The organism is Pseudolysinimonas kribbensis, assembly GCF_039531715.1.
Taxonomy (GTDB): Bacteria; Actinomycetota; Actinomycetes; order Actinomycetales; family Microbacteriaceae; genus Pseudolysinimonas; species Pseudolysinimonas kribbensis.
Genome location: NZ_BAAAQO010000004.1, coordinates 621301 through 636481, shown reverse-complemented (window position 1 = coordinate 636481; position 15181 = coordinate 621301). Strand labels below are relative to the sequence as shown.

The window sequence follows — 15181 nt, the reverse complement described above, 5'->3', positions numbered from 1 at the left end:
TGGGCGCTCAGCGCTACGGTCGCCGCCCGTCGCCAGCCGACCGTCGCCCGTCGCCCGTCGGGCTGAGGCGCTAGTCGAGCCCGCGGCGCTTCAGGAGCGGCGCGATGTCGGCGTCGCGACCGCGGAAGTCGCGGTAGGCCTCGAGGGGGTCCTTCGATCCGCCGACGCCGAGCAGGCGCGAGCGGAACCGGTCGCCGTTGGCGCGGGTGAGGCCGCCGTTCTCCTTGAACCACTCGACCGTGTCGGCGTCGAGCACCTCGCTCCAGATATAGGAGTAGTAGCCCGCGTCGTAGCCGCCCGAGAACACGTGGGCGAAGTACGTGCTGCCGTAGCGCGGCGGCACGAGCGGGTCGTCGAGGCCGACCGCACGCAGGGCGTCGGCCTCGAACGCGGCCACGTCGGTGATCGCCTCGGCGGAGGCGCTCGACAGCTTGTGCCAGGCCTGGTCCAGCAGCGCGGCACCCAGGTACTCCGACGTCGCGAAGCCCTGGTTGAACTGCTCCGACTCCCGGATGCGCTCCACGACGGCCGGATCCAGCGGCTCGCCCGTCTCGTGGTGCCGGGCGTAGTTCTCCAGCACCTCGGGCCACAGCATCCACATCTCGTTGACCTGGCTCGGGAACTCGACGAAGTCGCGGAACACGTTCGTGCCCGAGAACTTCGGATACGTCACGTGCGCGAACAGTCCGTGCAGCGCGTGCCCGAACTCATGGAAGAACGTCGACACCTCGTCGAAGGTCAGCAGCGTCGGCTGGCCGGCGGCGGGCTTCGGAACGTTGAGGTTGTTGACCACGACCGAGCCGGGATGCCCCAGAAGCTCGTCCTGCGAGATGAGCGGGTTCATCCACGCGCCGCCGCGCTTCGAGTCGCGCGTGTAGAGGTCGAGGATGTAGAGGCCGAGCGCCGAGCCGTCCTCGTTGCTCACCTCGAACACGCGCGCATCGGGGTGGTAGGCGACGAGATCGGGGCGCTCGGTGAAGCTCACGCCGTACAGCAGGTGCGCGGCGTAGAAGACGCCGTCGTGCAGCACGCGCTCCGCCTCGAACCACGGGCGCAGTGCCGCGGTGTCGACGTCGTACTTCTCGGCGCGCACCTTCTCGGTGTAGAAGCTCCAGTCCGAGGCGCGCAGCCCGCCGTCGAGGTCGCCCGCGACCGCGGCCAGGTCGGCCTGCTCGGCGCGTGCGTTGCGGGCCGCGGCGGGAGCCAGGCGGCCCAGCATGTCGGCCACGGCCTCCGGCGTGCGGGCCGTCTCGTCGGCCGTGACGGCCGCCGCATGCGACGAGAACCCGAGCAGCTCGGCGCGCTCGGCGCGCAGGCGGGCGATGCGCAGCACGTTCTCGCGGTTGTCGTGCTCGCCGCCGCGGCCGCCCCGTGAGCGGGATGCCGTCATGATCCGCTCGCGCAGCCCGCGGTCGGTGAGCGACGCCAGCCACGGGTGCCCGGTGGGCAGCACGAGGGTGACGAGCCAGCCCTCGAGGTCGCGCGCGGCGGCGGCCTCGCGCGCGGCCGACACCTCGCCCTCGCCGAGCCCGGCCAGCTCCGCCACATCGGTGACGTGCACCGCGAGCTCGTTGGTGTCGTTCAGCAGGTTCTTCTCGAACCGGGTGGTGAGGGTCGAGATCTCCTGGTTCAGCTCGCGCAGGCGCCGCTTCTGCGCGTCGTCGAGGGCGGCTCCGGCGATCGTCATCTCCGTGTACCAGCGCTCGACGAGGTAGCGCTGCTCGGCGTCGAGCCCGGCGGCGGCGTCGCCGCCGGCCTGGATGGCGTCGTGGATGGTCTTGACCCGCCAGTAGAGCATGGGGTCGAGCAGGATCGCGTCGTGATGGGCCGCGAGCTTCGGCGCGATGCGCTCCTCGAGCTCGTTCGTGAAGTCGCTGGAGTCGGACGAGCTCTTGTTGAAGAACACGTACCCGACCCGCTCGAGGATCTGCCCGCTGCGCTCCAGCGGCACGAGAGTGTTGTCGAACGTCGGCTCGTCGCGGCCGCGCACGATCTCCTGGATCTCGGCGAGCTGATCGGCCATGCCCCGTTCGAACGCGGGCTCGTAGTGCTCGTCGCGGATGTCGGCGAACGGCGGGAAGCCGAACGGGAGGGTGCTGGGGTCGAAGAAGGGATTCGCAGACGAGACCATGCGGCCAGCCTACGAGGCGACCCGCGACGTGCAAAGAGACCTCTGCAAATAAACCGCTGCAAAGGATGAGTTGCAAAGGGATCTTTGCAATGCTATCTTTGGACACATGGCCGATCAGTCCCGCGTTCTCGACACCGAAGCCCTGAAGGGCCTCGCGCACCCGTTGCGCGTGGCGCTCCTGGACGCGCTGTCGACCTACGGGCCGGCGACGGCCAGCAAGCTGGGCGAACGGCTGGGGGAGTCCAGCGGCGCCACGAGTTACCACCTGCGTCAACTCGAGAAGAACGGCCTCGTGCGCGAGGTCGAAGGGCGCGGATCGGGTCGCGAGCGCTGGTGGGAGAGGGTGCCCGGCGGGATCACGCTGCGCGGGTACGACTTCGCGCCCGAGAGCGTCGAGCGCGCGGCGAGCGACATGATCCTCTCCGAGTGGGTGCGCAACCAGCGGCAGATCGTCAACGATTACCTGTCGCGCGGCGAGGTGCTGCTCAGCCACGACTGGTTCGAGGCCGGGATCATGGACGTCTCGAACCTGCGCTTGACCCTCGCGCAGCTCCGGCGACTGAACGACGAACTGCAGGAGCTGGTCAAGCCGTACATCAAGATCTCGCGCGCCCAGACCGAGCCCGGCGCGCGGCCTGTTCAGCTGCAGATCAACGGCATCCCGATCGTCGATGCGGAGCCCATTCCGGGCCCCGCCGATGTCGGTGGTGCCGAGGAGAATTCCTGATGAGCGGAGGAGTTGAGCATATGAGCGCGGGAGTCATCATCTGCGAACCGCGGCCCACGGGGCTGGCGGCGGCGGCCATCCGGGTCGGCCGGATGCTGGAGACCTGGGGGCGGCACGCGGCGCAGCCCCTGGACCGGGAGGACGTGCGTCGGGCCCGCGTGCGCGAGCAGGCGATCGCCGAGCACGAGGCGGCGACCGCCCAGGCGCGCCTGTTGCGGGTGTTCTGAGCGATCTCAGCCGAGGGTCGTTCCGTCGTCGAGTTCGACGACGGGGCGGCCCTCCAGCCATGTCAGGGTCCAGCGCAGCGTCGTGTCGGGCGGCAACGTCGCCTCGACCTCGGCGATCCGCGCGAGCAGGTCCTGCGGCAGCCGGCCCGGGGGCGTCGCGCCGACCGACCAACGTCCACCGAGCTGCATCACGACCCCCGGCCGGGCTGGAAGGGGTTGTACAGCGGGGCTCCCGTATCGGCATCGGCGACGACGATCCGCCGGCTGTCGTCGTACGCCTTCGCCGCCGCGACCGTCGGCGCTCCGCATCCGTCCACGGGGGCATAGTAGGCCGCGAAGTCGCCGCCCCGGTCGACCCACACCATGAGCGGGTCGACGATGACCGTGCCGCACTGGCCCGCCGGCCGGGCGACCGCGTTCGGCGCCGCGTACGCCCTCAGCAGCGCCGCCGGGTGGGGCAGCAGGTAGGCGAGCTGCCACGGACCGTAGGTCGTGATCCCGTCGCTCGGGAGCGAGACGTTCGTGCTGCACGCGTAGACGCGGTCGAGCGGGCCGACCACGCCGTCGAAGTGGGCGCCCACCATCGGCGGGCAGAACCGCACCACCGTGACGTCGGTGAGCTCCGGATACGGCGTGACGGCGTCGGGTTGCGCCAGGCCGTCCTGCGAGGGCGGGGCGGGGAAGCATCCGGAGAGCAGGAGGGTCAGCGCGACGAGCATGGCGGCCGCTGCCGCCGTTCCCGTGTGCCGCGCGTTCGTCAGAGGTCCTTCTCGTAGGTGACCCAGGTGGTGCGACGGGCCACCCGGTCGTAGACCCGCTGCGCGCGCTCATTGCTCTGCGCGGTGATCCAGCGCAGTGTGCCGGCCGGGCCCGTCGCCCGGGCCCGCTGCGCCACCGCCTCGACGAGTGCGGAGCCGATGCCGCCGCCGCGGGTGTCGGGCTCGACGAACAGGTCGTCGAGGAACCAGTCGTGCCCGGCCGAGAACGTGTCGGGATGCGAGCGGAAGTGCGCGAATCCGACGACCCGCCCGGCGTCGTCCTCGGCCACGATCACGTCGATCCCCGACGCGGAGTCCAGCAGGAGCTCGCCGACGTGGTCGAGCTGGGCGTCGTCGAAGGCGGTCTCGTAGAACGCGCCGTAGGCGCGGAACAACCCCCGCCAGGCCGGGAGGTCGTCCCGCCGGATGTCGCGCACGGTGGCCATCCTCGGACCCTACGCCGACCTCGCTACGCGGCGCTCTCGTCGAGGTCGATCGCCGTGATGGCGATCTCGTCGGCCCCGGTGAACGACAGCTGCGCGATCCGGCCGACCGCGCGCAGGTCGTCGGCCGCCTCCGCCAGGATCGCCGGCCCCGCGATCGTCGCCGACCGCACGGGGGTCTTCTGCGAGGCCTTCGCGTCGGTCTTCGCGCGCCGGATGCCGATGAGCGCCGCGCTCACGGCCGGCAGCAGCCCGCGCGGGGCCTCGGCGTCGAGCACCGGCCAGGCCGCGGTGTGGATCGATCCCTCGTGCGTCCAGCTCCACACCTCCTCGGTCGCGAAGGAGATGACGGGGGCGAGCAGGCGCAGCAGCACATCGAGCGCCGTCCGAAGCGCGGTGACCGCGCTCGCGTCGCCCGCGTACGCCCGCTCCTTCACGAGCTCGAGGTAGTCGTCGCAGAAGGTCCAGAAGAACTGCTCGGTGACCTCGAGGGCGCGGGCGTGGTCGTACTGGTCGTACGCGTGGGTCGCCTCGCGCACCACGACGGCGAGCTCGGCGAGCATGTCCACGTCCAGCGGCGCCGTCACCGCACCGGGCTCACCCGGGAACGAGTACACGAACTTCGCCGCGTTGAGCACCTTGATCGCGAGGCGCCGGCCGATCTTCATGGTCTTGGGGTTCTGCGGATCGAAGGCCGCGTCGGTGCCGAGGCGACTCGATGCGGCCCAGTAGCGCACGGCATCCGACCCGTGCTCCTGAAGCAGCGCGCCGGGCGTGACGACGTTGCCCTTCGACTTCGACATCTTCTTGCGGTCGGGATCGACGATGAATCCGGAGATGCCGGCATCGGCCCAGGGCACCTCGTGGTGCTCGAGCTGCGCGCGCAGCACGGTCGAGAACAGCCAGGTCCGGATGATGTCCTGCCCCTGCGAGCGCAGCGAGTACGGGAAGACGAGACCGAACAGCTCCGGGTCGGTCTCCCACCCGCCGGCGATCTGGGGCGTGAGCGACGAGGTCGCCCAGGTATCCATGATGTCGAGCTCGCCGACGAAGCCGTTCGGCTGCCCGCGCTGCGCCTCGTCGTAGCCGGGCGCGGGGTCGGAGGCCGGGTCGACCGGCAGCAGATGCTCTCCCGGCACGATCGGCTGCTCGCGCAGGGCCTCGCCGGCCGCGTCGAGCGGGTACCAGACCGGGATCGGCACGCCGAAGAATCGCTGCCGCGAGATCAGCCAGTCGCCGGTGAGGCCGCCGACCCAGTTCTCGTAGCGCACCCGCATATGCTCCGGATGGAATCCGATCGCGCGCCCGGCCTCGATGAGCCGATCGCGCAGCGCCTCGTCGCGGGCGCCGTTGGAGATGTACCACTGCCGGGTCGAGACGATCTCGAGCGGGCGGTCGCCCTTCTCGTAGAACTTGACCGGATGCTGGATCGGCTTGGGCGCTCCCTCCAGCTCGCCCGCCTCGCCGAGCAGCTCGACGATCCGCTGCTTCGCGCTGAACACCGTCTTGCCCGCCAGCTCCGCGTAGACCGCGCGGCCGGCGTCGGTGAACAGCTCGGCGGCGGGCGCCTCCGCGACGAGCCGGCCGTCGAGGCCGATCACGGCGCGGGCGGGCAGGTCGAGTTCGCGCCACCAGATGACGTCGGTCAGGTCGCCCCAGGTGCAGATCATGGCGATGCCGGAGCCCTTGTCCTGCTGGGCGAGGTGGTGCGCCACGACGGGCACCTCGACGCCGAACAGCGGCGTCGTCACGGTGGTGCCGAACAGCGCCTGGTAGCGCTCGTCGTCGGGATGCGCGACGAGGGCCACGCACGCGGGCAGCAGCTCCGGTCGCGTGGTCTCGATGAACACGGGGGAGCCGTCGGCCGCGTGGAATGCGACGCGGTGGTACGCGCCCGGCTGGTCGCGATCCTCGAGCTCGGCCTGCGCCACCGCGGAACGGAACGTGACGTCCCAGAGGGAGGGGGCGTCCGCCTGATAGGCCTCGCCTCGGGCGAGGTTGCGCAGGAAGCCGCGCTGCGCCGCGCGCTGCGCCTCGGCGCCGATGGTGCGGTAGGTCAGCGACCAGTCCACGCTCAGGCCGAGGGCGCGCCAGAGGTCCTCGAACTGGACCTCGTCCTCCTCGGTCAGCCGCTCGCACAGCTCGATGAAGTTGCGGCGTGAGACCGGCACCTGGTCGGCGGGCTTGCCGCTGCCGTCGCCGTGGTGCGGCGGCGTGAAGTCCGCGACGTAGGGCAGCGAGGGGTCGCAGCGCACGCCGTAGTAGTTCTGTACGCGGCGCTCGGTCGGCAGCCCGTTGTCGTCCCAGCCCATCGGGTAGAACAGGTGCTTGCCGCGCATCCGCTGGAACCGCGCGGCGAGGTCCATGTGGGTGTAGCTGAACACGTGCCCGATATGGAGCGATCCGGATGCCGTGGGCGGCGGCGTGTCGATGCTGTAGAGCGCGGCGCGGCCGGCTTCGAGCGCGGCGGCGCGGTCGAACCGGTAGACGCCCGCCTGCTCCCAGTCGGCGGACCACTTCTGCTCCAGCCCTTCGAGGGCGGGCCGCTCGGGGATGGCAGGTCCGGGGATGGCAGACGTCATGACGGGCTCCGGTTCGATATGCGCGGCACCGTGTCGGTGGGGAGGTGCCTGGTTGTGACCGGCTCAGTCTACGGGCGCGACGTACGGCGGGCCCGCGCATCGCGCGGCCCGGGACCGAGGTCGCTAGAAGCGGTCGCCCGTGTTGGTGACGGTCCAGATCTTCTGCACGTGCCGGCCGTCCGAGCCGACGAGCGTGAGGTTGTACGTGGCGGAAGCGGAGCCGCACGCGAAGTCGACCTCGTAGGGGAAGTCCTCCTGGCTGCCGCTCACGGGCACCTGCATGTACTGCGAGTCGGCCGCGTCGCTCGTGCCCTGCACGAACCAGACCGAGTCGGTGCGGATCGTCTGCCACGACACCCGGACCTTGATCGGCGGCGGGGTGAAGTTCGTCGCGGGCGCCTCGCAGCGCACGGTGGCGGGCGCGGTGAATGCGGTGAAGACGCCACCGGTGGGCTGGGGTGCGGTGCCGCCGTTCTGCGAGCCGCCACCCTCGGCAGTCGAGGTCGCCGTCGGGCGCGGGACGGCGCTCGTGGCGACCGGTGTCGGCTCGGCGCCCGCCGTGGTCGGGGTGGCGCTGGCGGTCGCGAGCGCTTGTGGTCGACCCGTGCCGAGCAGGAGCAGCACGACGGTGACGATGAGTCCGATCAGCACGGCAGCGCCGATCACGATGAGGACGATGAGCAGGGTGCGGCGGTCGCGTGACGTGGCGGCGGCATCCGGTGCGGGCTCGCCGCCGGGCGACATGTCCAGGCGCTGCGTCGGGTCGTCGCTCATGGACCGTCCTCTCCGTCGATGCGGCTCGCGGACGGGTCACACTCTAGGGGGCCGGATCGGTCGCGCTCAATGGCCGCCCGGGCGCGCGGCCGGCCCCGCCGGGGGGCGCGCGCGAGGCGGGGGAGCCGTGGACTCCCCCAGCACGAGCGTGCACGGCAGAAGCACCTGCCGGCGGCTGGTGTCGACGCCCTCGAGCTGATCGATGAGCGCGTCGATGCCCAGCTGCCCCAACTCCCGGGCGGGCGCCTCGAGCACGGTGAGCACGGGATCGACCATCTCGCCCATCTCGATCGAGGAGGAGACGGCGACGATGGAGACGTCGCTCGGGACGGAGCGCCCGAGCTCGCGCAGCCCCCTGACCAGCCCGGTCGCCGCCTGCTCGTTCATCAGCAGGATGGCGGTGACCTCGGGCGCCTCGTCGCGCAGGCGGCGGGCGGCCTCGATTCCGCCCGCCGCGTTCGGCGGCACGGAGATGACGACCGATCGACCGCCGACCGCCGTCATGTGCTCGCGATACGCGGCTTCCGTGCGCACCGTCGGCCCGAGGTCGGCGACCCAGCCCGTCTCGTCGTTCCCGTCGACGAGGGCGATCGCCTGGTGGCCGAGGTCGGTGAGATGCCGCATCGCGGTGTCGATGGTGGCGGCGAAGTCGATGTCGACGAAGGGGAGGGTCTCGTCGTGGGTGCGACCGATGAGCGCGAACGGCACCGACGAGGTGACCAGCTCGTCGACGCGCGGATCGTGCACGCGGACCTCCATGAGCAGCGCGCCGTCGACGAGGCCGCCGGCCAGCAGGTGCGACATCTGCTCCTCGTCCTCCACCGGCCAGAGCACCAGGTCGTACCCGCGGGCGCGCGCACCGTTGGACGCGGCGATCACGAAGCCCATGACGGTGCCGCCGAGCCGGTTGCCGAGCACGGGATGCAGGAGCGCGACGATATGCGTGCGGGAGCTCGCCAGTGCCCGGGCGACCACGTTGCGGCGATAGCGCAGTTCGTCCATCGCGGCTTCGATCCGCGCCCGTGTCGGGGGCGAGACGTTCTTCGTGCCGTTGACGACGTACGAGACGGTCGCGATGGAGACGCCGGCGCGGTCGGCGACGTCCTGCATCGTGGCCATGCGCACCTCCTGCCCGCGCCGACGGCGCGTGGGCTCAGTATCCCAGGTGGATCGCGGTCCCCGGTAAAGCGCTTAGAAGATTTCGTTGACAGGGCGTGCACGCTCTGTCCACAATGGCTGGCGAGCGTTGGTAAAGCGCTTAGCCGATTCCCCGACGACGACGTGAGCAGGAGCGATGATGCCCCCGACCGCCTCCCCGTCGTGCGCGGACGGCAGCTCGACTTCGTCGGCGACGCGCTCGGTCCCGGCATCCCGGAGCAGCGACCCCGGGATGCCGTCTCCGGCCGGCCGCCGAACGGAGCGCCCGGCGCGGCTCTCGCCGCGCGGGCGTGGGAATGACACCCCTGCTCACCGCACACGCGCCGTTGCGACCGGGCGTGCGCAGATCCGCCGGAGACCTCCGGCAGAAGGAGTCAATCACATGCGAAAGATGACCACTCTGGCGGCGGCCGCGACAGCGGCGCTGCTGATCGGAACGGCGCTGGCCGCCTGTTCCAGCGGCGGAGGATCGTCCGGCACGACCACCCTCACCGTCGAGGACTACTACCAGTCGCCGCAGGACAAGGTCATGGAGGGTGTCTACAACACCTGCGGCACCGCGCTCGGCGTCACGATCAAGGCGACCCACGTTCCCGGGGCCGGCCTCATCGCGAAGGTGCTGCAGCAGGCGTCGGCGAAGAACCTGCCCGACGTGCTGATGCTCGACAACCCGGACGTCCAGCAGATCGCCTCGTCCGGCGCACTCTCGCCGCTCAAGGACTACGGCATCTCCGGCGATGGATTCGCCCCCGCCGTGGTCAAGGCCGGCACTTACAAGGGCGACCTGTACGGTCTCGCGCCGGCGGTCAACTCCCTCGCCCTCTTCTACAACACCGACATGTTCACCAAGGCGGGCCTCACGCCCCCGAAGACCTGGGACGAGCTCCGGTCCGACGCGAAGCAGCTCACCGGCAACGGGGTGTACGGCTTCGCGTTCAGCGGGATCAACACCTACGAGGGCACCTGGCAGTTCCTGCCCTTCATGTGGACCAACGGCGGCGATGAGAAGAACATCGACACTCCGCAGACGGCTCAGGCGCTGCAGTTCCTCGTCGACATGATGAACGACGGCTCCATCTCGAAGGCCTCGATCAACTGGGCGCAGTCCGACGCCCTCGACCAGTTCACGGCGGGGAAGGCCGCGATGATGGAGAACGGCCCGTGGCAGTTCGGTTCGCTGGCGAAATTCCCCGACCTGCACTGGGCGACCGTTCCGATGCCGACGCGGACGGCATCCCAGACCGCCGTCGCGCCCCTCGGTGGCGAGGCGTTCACGGTGCCGGAGACCGGCGACAGGGGCACGATGACCACGGCCGGCAAGCTCGTGAAGTGCATCACGAGCTCCAAGAACCAGGTCACGATCGCCCAGGGTGAGGGAGACGTGCCGGCGAACCTCGCCACGGCGGCCAAGGTGGGTGCCTCGAACAAGCTCATCCAGCCGTTCGTCGAGGTCGTCTCGCACGCCCGCGCCCGCACGGGCGAGCTCGGCGCGGACTGGCCGAAGGCCGCGACGAAGATCTACACCGCCGAGCAGCTCGCGCTGACCGGCAAGGCGACGCCGTCGGCGGCGCTCAAGCAGGCGCAGGGCTCCAACTAGCACGGCATCGCGCGCCCCGGAGAAGAGGAGGAGTGACATCGTGACCACCATCGACGCGGCGGCCGGCCGCTCCCGCGACCTCACCTCCCTCCGGGGCGCGCAACGGCCGGAGGGTCGCCGCGCCCGCCGGCGCCTCGGCCTCACCCAGTGGCTGTTCCTGCTGCCGGCGCTCGCCTACATCGTGCTGTTCTTCGGATTCCCGATCGTGAAGAACATCACGATGAGCTTCCAGGACTACGGCACCCGCACCTTCTTCACCGGAGAGGCGCCGTGGGTCGGCATCGGCAACTACCTCGAGGTGATCAGGAGCTCGCTCTTCTCGACCACCCTCATCAACACCGCCTTGTTCACGATCGGCTCGATCGTCGGGCAGTTCATCCTCGGGCTGCTGCTCGCCCTGTTCTTCCGCCGCCGGTTCCCGCTCGCCGGGGTGCTCCGAGCACTTCTCCTGCTGCCGTGGCTGCTGCCCCTCATCGCGTCGAGCGCGGTGTGGAAGTGGATGCTTGATCAGGACAGCGGGGTGGTCAACCAGACGCTCCTGGCGATCCACGTGATCCCGGCGCCGATCCCGTGGCTCTCCAGCCCCGACGTCGCGCTCGTCGCGGTCATCATCGTGAACATCTGGCTGGGCATCCCGTTCAATGTGACGATCCTCTACAGCGGGCTGCAGGACATCCCGGGCGAACTGTACGAGGCCGCGTCGCTCGACGGCGCGACCGGCTGGAAGGCGTTCCGCTACATCACCTGGCCGAATCTGCGGCCGGTGGTGAGCGTGGTGCTGGTGCTGGGCGTCGTCTACACGCTCAAGGTGCTCGACATCATCCTCGGGCTCACCGGCGGCGGGCCGGCGAACGCCACCCAGACCCTCGCGACGAGCTCGTACCACTACTCGTTCGTCGACTTCACCTTCGGCCAGGGCGCGGCGGTCAGCAACATCCTGATCGTGATCTCGCTGGCCTTCAGCATCGTGTACCTGCGGCTCAACCGCCGCGCCGTCGACGAGTAGGAGACGACATCGATGAAGCGCGACTCGCTCGGCCGCAGGCTCCCGTTCACCATCCTGGGCGTGCTGTTCCTGGCCGTCATGGTCTTCCCCGTCTACTGGATGGTCAACGCGTCGCTGCAGGCCAACGGCAGCGCCGTCAGCAGTGCGCCGTTCCCGGCGCGAGTCGACACCTCCGGGTACCAGGCGGCGTTCTCGCAGCAGCTCGGGAACCTCGGCACGAGCCTCATCGTCGCGATCGGCTCGGTCATCCTGACCCTCGTGGTCGCCGCACCAGCCGCCTATGCGCTCGCGCGGTTCGGGCTGCGCGGCAAGGGCATCGTGCTGCTCGCGCTGCTCATCGCGCAGATGATCCCGGGCATCGTGATCGCCAACGCGCTGTACACGGCGTTCAACGACCTGCGGCTGCTCGACAGCTATCTGGGGCTGATCCTCGCGGACGCCTCGCTCGGCATCCCGTTCGCGGTGCTCATCATGCGGGCCTTCATGCTGGGGATCCCGGCCTCGCTCGTCGAGGCGGCACGCGTCGACGGCGCGAGCCAGTTCCGCGCGTTCTGGTCGATCGTCGTGCCGATCAGCCGGAACTCGATCATCACGGCGGCCCTGTTCACGTTCCTCTTCACCTGGAGCGACTTCACCTTCGCCCTGACGCTCACGACGAGCGACAAGGTGCGCCCGGTCACCCTCGGCATCTACCAGTACCTGAGCGGCAACGTGCAGAACTGGGGTCCCGTGATGGCGACCGCCGTCCTGGCGTCGATCCCCGCCATCGTGCTGCTCATCGTCGCGCAGCGCTACATCGCCGCCGGCGCGCTCGGCGGAGCGCTCAAGTAGTCCCGCAGTCGACGATCACAGAAGGAAGAACCACACCATGAGCACCCCCATCCGCGTCCTCGTCTGGGGCGAGAACCGCCACGAGCAGCTCGAGCCGCACGTGGCCGAGATCTACCCGGACGGGATGCACAACGCGATCCGTCGCGGCATCGAGGGGTATCTCGGCGACCGCGCCGTGGTGACGACGGCGACCCTCGACGACCCGGAGCACGGGCTCACCGAGGAGGTGCTCGCCCGCACGGATGTGCTCACCTGGTGGGGGCACGCCGCGCACGCGGAGGTCTCGGACGAGGTCGTGGAGCGCGTGCACCGCCACGTGCTGTCCGGCATGGGCCTGCTCGTGCTGCACTCCGGGCACTGGTCGAAGATCTTCGGCAAGCTCATGGGCACGACCTGCACGCTGCGCTGGCGCAGCGACAACGACCGGGAGCTGGTCTGGACGGTGGATCCGACCCACCCGATCGCCCGCGGCATCCCGCACCCGATCGAGATCCCGGCGCAGGAGATGTACGGAGAGCAGTTCGACGTCCCGGCGCCCGACGAGCTGATCTTCATCAGTTCGTTCACCGGGGGCGAGGTGTTCCGCAGCGGCATGACGTTCCGCCGCGGCAACGGCAGGATCTTCTACTTCAGCCCGGGCGACCAGGACTACCCCGTGTACCACCACCCCGATGTGCTGCACGTCATCGCCAACGGGGTCGAGTGGGCCAGGAGCGACGGTGAGCGCGCGCTCCCGACCCTGCTGCGCTACGACTCGGGCGACTTCTTCACCGGCCACGGCTACGCGGGCGCGATGCACAACACGGAGCAGGCCGAGTGACGGGTGCCGCGGCGACGCCGCTGCGCGTCGTCCAGGTGGGTGCCGGCGCGATGGGGCGCAACTGGCTGCGGACGATCCAGGCTTCACCCGACGTCGAGCTCGTCGGCGTCGCCGATCTCGACGAGACCCTCGCCCGGTCGGCGCTCGAGGCGATCGGGTTCCGGACCGAGGTGGCCGGATCCCTCGGAGCGCTGCTCGAACGAGTGGATGCCGATGCCGTGATCGACGTGACCGTGCCGGTCGCGCACACCGCCGTCAACGTCGAGGCGCTCTTCGCGGGGCTGCCCGTCTTGTGCGAGAAGCCGGCAGCGCCCACCGTGGCCGACGCGTTCGTGCAGGCGGCGGCGGCCGAGGTGACCGGACGCCTGCTCATGATCAGCCAGTCGCGCCGCTATTACGCGTCGCTCGAGCGCTACCGCGAGGCGATCGCCGAGATCGGCGGGGCGGGGGTGCTCACGACCGAGTTCTTCCGCGGACCGCACTTCGGCGGCTTCCGGGAGGAGATGGCGCATCCGTTGCTGGTCGACATGGCCGTGCACGCCTTCGATGCGGCCCGCTACCTGCTCGGGGCCGATCCCGTCTCGGTGTGGTGCGAGGCGTGGAACCCGTCGTGGAGCTGGTTCGACGGGGACGCCGCGGCCTGCGCCGTGTTCCGGTTCGACGACGGCACGCGCTATCAGTACACGGGCAGCTGGGTCGCCGAGGGGCTCGAGACCTCGTGGAACGGCGTGTGGCGAGCGAGTGGCCCCGACGGCACCGCCACGTGGGACGGCGAGCACCGCGTGCGCTCCAGTGCACGCGGGGATGCCGACCTCGCTCCCGGCGCCGCGGAGGAGATCGCGGGCGCGCTCGCCGAGTTCGTGAGCGCGGTGCGATCCGGCGAGGAGCCGTCCGGGGCGATCGGGCGCAACATCCGGTCGCTGGCGATGGTCGAGGCGGCCGTGGAGTCGGCCGAGACCGGCCGGCGGGTCGAGATCGCGGAGCTGCTCGCCCGGGCCCGCGCGAGCGCGATCGAGCGCGCGCCGCGGCAGGATCTGCGTGGGGCGCTCGAGGCGATGTCGGCTACGGCTTCGTCGTCGGCGTGATCGGTACGGTCACCGGCGCGGAGTCGCCGCCGGGCCCCGTCGCGGTGACGGTGTAGCTGGGAGCCGCGGCCGTGCAGTCGTACTGGAGCCCCGGGAAGGCGGCGGGGGGAGCCTCCTGCGCGACGATCGTGCTGCCGTTGGCCAGCTTCACCACGGTGGCGTTGCTCGACGAGTAGTTGATCGTGAACGGCGCGTCGGTCTTCGTCGGGTCGGTGCAGTCCGGCGAGGTCGCCTTGGCCGACACGGTCGGAAGGGGTGGCGGCGCCACGGTCGGGGTCGGCGTGGGTGTGGGCGTGGGGGTCGGCGTCGCGCTGGGGGTCTGGCTCGGGGTGGGCGAGGAACTCGGGGTCTCGGACGCCGACGGGGACTGCGAGTGCGAGGTCGAGTGCGTCGGCGTCGGCGCCGAGCCGCGCGCGAGCAGCACGATGCCCAGCACGATGATCGCGATGAGCAGCACGCCGCCGACGATCCCGAGGATGAGGAGGGTGCGGCGGTTGTTGCCCGGACCCACCGGGCCGTCGCCGTCGTCGCCACCGACGGGCGGCGTCGGCTCGAAACGCCGGGTGGCGAGGTCCTCCGCCGCGGCGCCGACGCCGAGGCCGGCGGCCGCGGACGCGACGCCGAACGGGTCGGCGCTCGAGGGAGCCGCGGATGCCGGGGGCTGCTCGCCGCCGGGGCTGGTCGCGGGCGCGAATGCGGTGGTCGGTGCGGGCGGCTCGGCCACCGGGGTGGGCGCGGCCTGCTGCCCGGCCAGCAGCCAGGCGAGCGGGTCGGGAGCGGGCTCCGCGGGTGCGGGCTCCGACGGCGCGGGCTCGGTGGCGGGGGGCGGGGCATCCTGCTGCGGCATGGCCGTGGTCGGAAGCTCCCAGCTCGGGGTCGCCGGCTGCTGCGGCTCGGGCTGCTGCGGCTCGGGCTGCTGAGGAGCGGGCCGCTGCGGGTGCTGCCCGGTCCTCCCGGGTGGTCCGAACAGCTCGCTCAGGCCGTCGTCGTCGTGCTCGTCGCTCATGTGTCCTCGGTGCGGTGGGCGGGGGCGACCCCCAGC

At 70.9% G+C, this 15181-nt stretch carries 16 protein-coding genes; 8 read left to right on the top strand and 8 right to left on the bottom strand.

Features of this window, described 5'->3' with window-relative positions; genetic code table 11:
- Window positions 1–70 precede the first annotated feature (70 nt).
- Entirely contained in the window at window positions 71–2131 is a 2061-nt protein-coding gene (locus tag ABD285_RS13670; protein ID WP_344203036.1) for a M3 family metallopeptidase, read from the bottom strand.
- 106 nt (window positions 2132–2237) lie between these two features.
- Here ABD285_RS13670 and ABD285_RS13665 point away from each other — a divergent pair, with 106 nt between their 5' ends.
- Window positions 2238–2858 (top strand): ArsR/SmtB family transcription factor, encoded by a 621-nt coding sequence (locus ABD285_RS13665; RefSeq protein WP_344203034.1) that lies wholly within the window; start codon window positions 2238–2240, stop codon window positions 2856–2858.
- A gap of 20 nt (window positions 2859–2878) precedes the next feature.
- Window positions 2879–3085 carry a hypothetical protein gene (locus ABD285_RS13660; RefSeq protein ID WP_344203032.1) on the top strand — a complete coding sequence of 69 codons (207 nt, stop codon included), beginning with the start codon at window positions 2879–2881 and terminating at the stop codon, window positions 3083–3085.
- Between the two features lie 6 nt (window positions 3086–3091).
- On the opposite strand, the gene ABD285_RS13655 is transcribed toward ABD285_RS13660, so the two are convergent.
- The 6 genes from ABD285_RS13655 to ABD285_RS13630 form a co-directional block, all read right to left on the bottom strand.
- Window positions 3092–3277, bottom strand: a complete 186-nt coding sequence (locus ABD285_RS13655; protein ID WP_344203030.1) for a hypothetical protein — start codon at window positions 3275–3277, stop codon at window positions 3092–3094.
- Window positions 3274–3804 (bottom strand): hypothetical protein, encoded by a 531-nt coding sequence (locus ABD285_RS13650; protein WP_284255054.1) that lies wholly within the window; start codon window positions 3802–3804, stop codon window positions 3274–3276. Before ABD285_RS13650 ends, ABD285_RS13655 begins: the two co-directional genes overlap by 4 nt.
- A 38-nt stretch (window positions 3805–3842) precedes the next feature.
- The gene (locus tag ABD285_RS13645) at window positions 3843–4289 is read right to left on the bottom strand and encodes a GNAT family N-acetyltransferase (protein ID WP_344203027.1); all 447 of its coding nucleotides are present in this window, start codon (window positions 4287–4289) and stop codon (window positions 3843–3845) included.
- A gap of 23 nt (window positions 4290–4312) precedes the next feature.
- Window positions 4313–6868: a valine--tRNA ligase gene (gene valS, locus ABD285_RS13640; RefSeq protein WP_344203025.1), complete on the bottom strand. Its 2556-nt coding sequence runs from the start codon at window positions 6866–6868 to the stop codon at window positions 4313–4315.
- A 123-nt stretch (window positions 6869–6991) separates the two neighbouring features.
- Window positions 6992–7642 (bottom strand): hypothetical protein, encoded by a 651-nt coding sequence (locus tag ABD285_RS13635; RefSeq protein ID WP_284255056.1) that lies wholly within the window; start codon window positions 7640–7642, stop codon window positions 6992–6994.
- A 66-nt stretch (window positions 7643–7708) separates the two neighbouring features.
- Window positions 7709–8761, bottom strand: a complete 1053-nt coding sequence (locus ABD285_RS13630; RefSeq protein ID WP_344203023.1) for a LacI family DNA-binding transcriptional regulator — start codon at window positions 8759–8761, stop codon at window positions 7709–7711.
- Window positions 8762–8923: 162 nt separating this feature from the next.
- On the opposite strand from ABD285_RS13630, the gene ABD285_RS13625 reads away from it, so the two are divergent.
- The 6 genes from ABD285_RS13625 (at window position 8924) to ABD285_RS13600 (ending at window position 14139) form a co-directional block, all read left to right on the top strand.
- Window positions 8924–9100: a hypothetical protein gene (locus tag ABD285_RS13625; RefSeq protein ID WP_284255058.1), complete on the top strand. Its 177-nt coding sequence runs from the start codon at window positions 8924–8926 to the stop codon at window positions 9098–9100.
- A 91-nt stretch (window positions 9101–9191) separates the two neighbouring features.
- The gene (locus ABD285_RS13620; RefSeq protein ID WP_284255059.1) at window positions 9192–10397 is read left to right on the top strand and encodes a sugar ABC transporter substrate-binding protein; all 1206 of its coding nucleotides are present in this window, start codon (window positions 9192–9194) and stop codon (window positions 10395–10397) included.
- A gap of 40 nt (window positions 10398–10437) precedes the next feature.
- Window positions 10438–11403, top strand: coding sequence for a carbohydrate ABC transporter permease (locus tag ABD285_RS13615; protein ID WP_425565038.1), 966 nt, complete (start codon window positions 10438–10440; stop codon window positions 11401–11403).
- Between the two features lie 12 nt (window positions 11404–11415).
- Complete coding sequence (locus ABD285_RS13610; RefSeq protein ID WP_284255060.1) at window positions 11416–12234, top strand: carbohydrate ABC transporter permease; 819 nt, start codon at window positions 11416–11418, stop codon at window positions 12232–12234.
- A gap of 37 nt (window positions 12235–12271) precedes the next feature.
- Window positions 12272–13054 (top strand): ThuA domain-containing protein, encoded by a 783-nt coding sequence (locus ABD285_RS13605; protein WP_284255061.1) that lies wholly within the window; start codon window positions 12272–12274, stop codon window positions 13052–13054.
- Window positions 13051–14139: a Gfo/Idh/MocA family protein gene (locus ABD285_RS13600; RefSeq protein ID WP_284255062.1), complete on the top strand. Its 1089-nt coding sequence runs from the start codon at window positions 13051–13053 to the stop codon at window positions 14137–14139. The genes ABD285_RS13605 and ABD285_RS13600 overlap by 4 nt, the downstream gene beginning before the upstream one ends.
- On the opposite strand, the gene ABD285_RS13595 is transcribed toward ABD285_RS13600, so the two are convergent.
- Window positions 14117–15145, bottom strand: a complete 1029-nt coding sequence (locus ABD285_RS13595; protein ID WP_344203019.1) for a hypothetical protein — start codon at window positions 15143–15145, stop codon at window positions 14117–14119. The genes ABD285_RS13600 and ABD285_RS13595 overlap by 23 nt on opposite strands.
- Window positions 15146–15181: the final 36 nt, after the last annotated feature.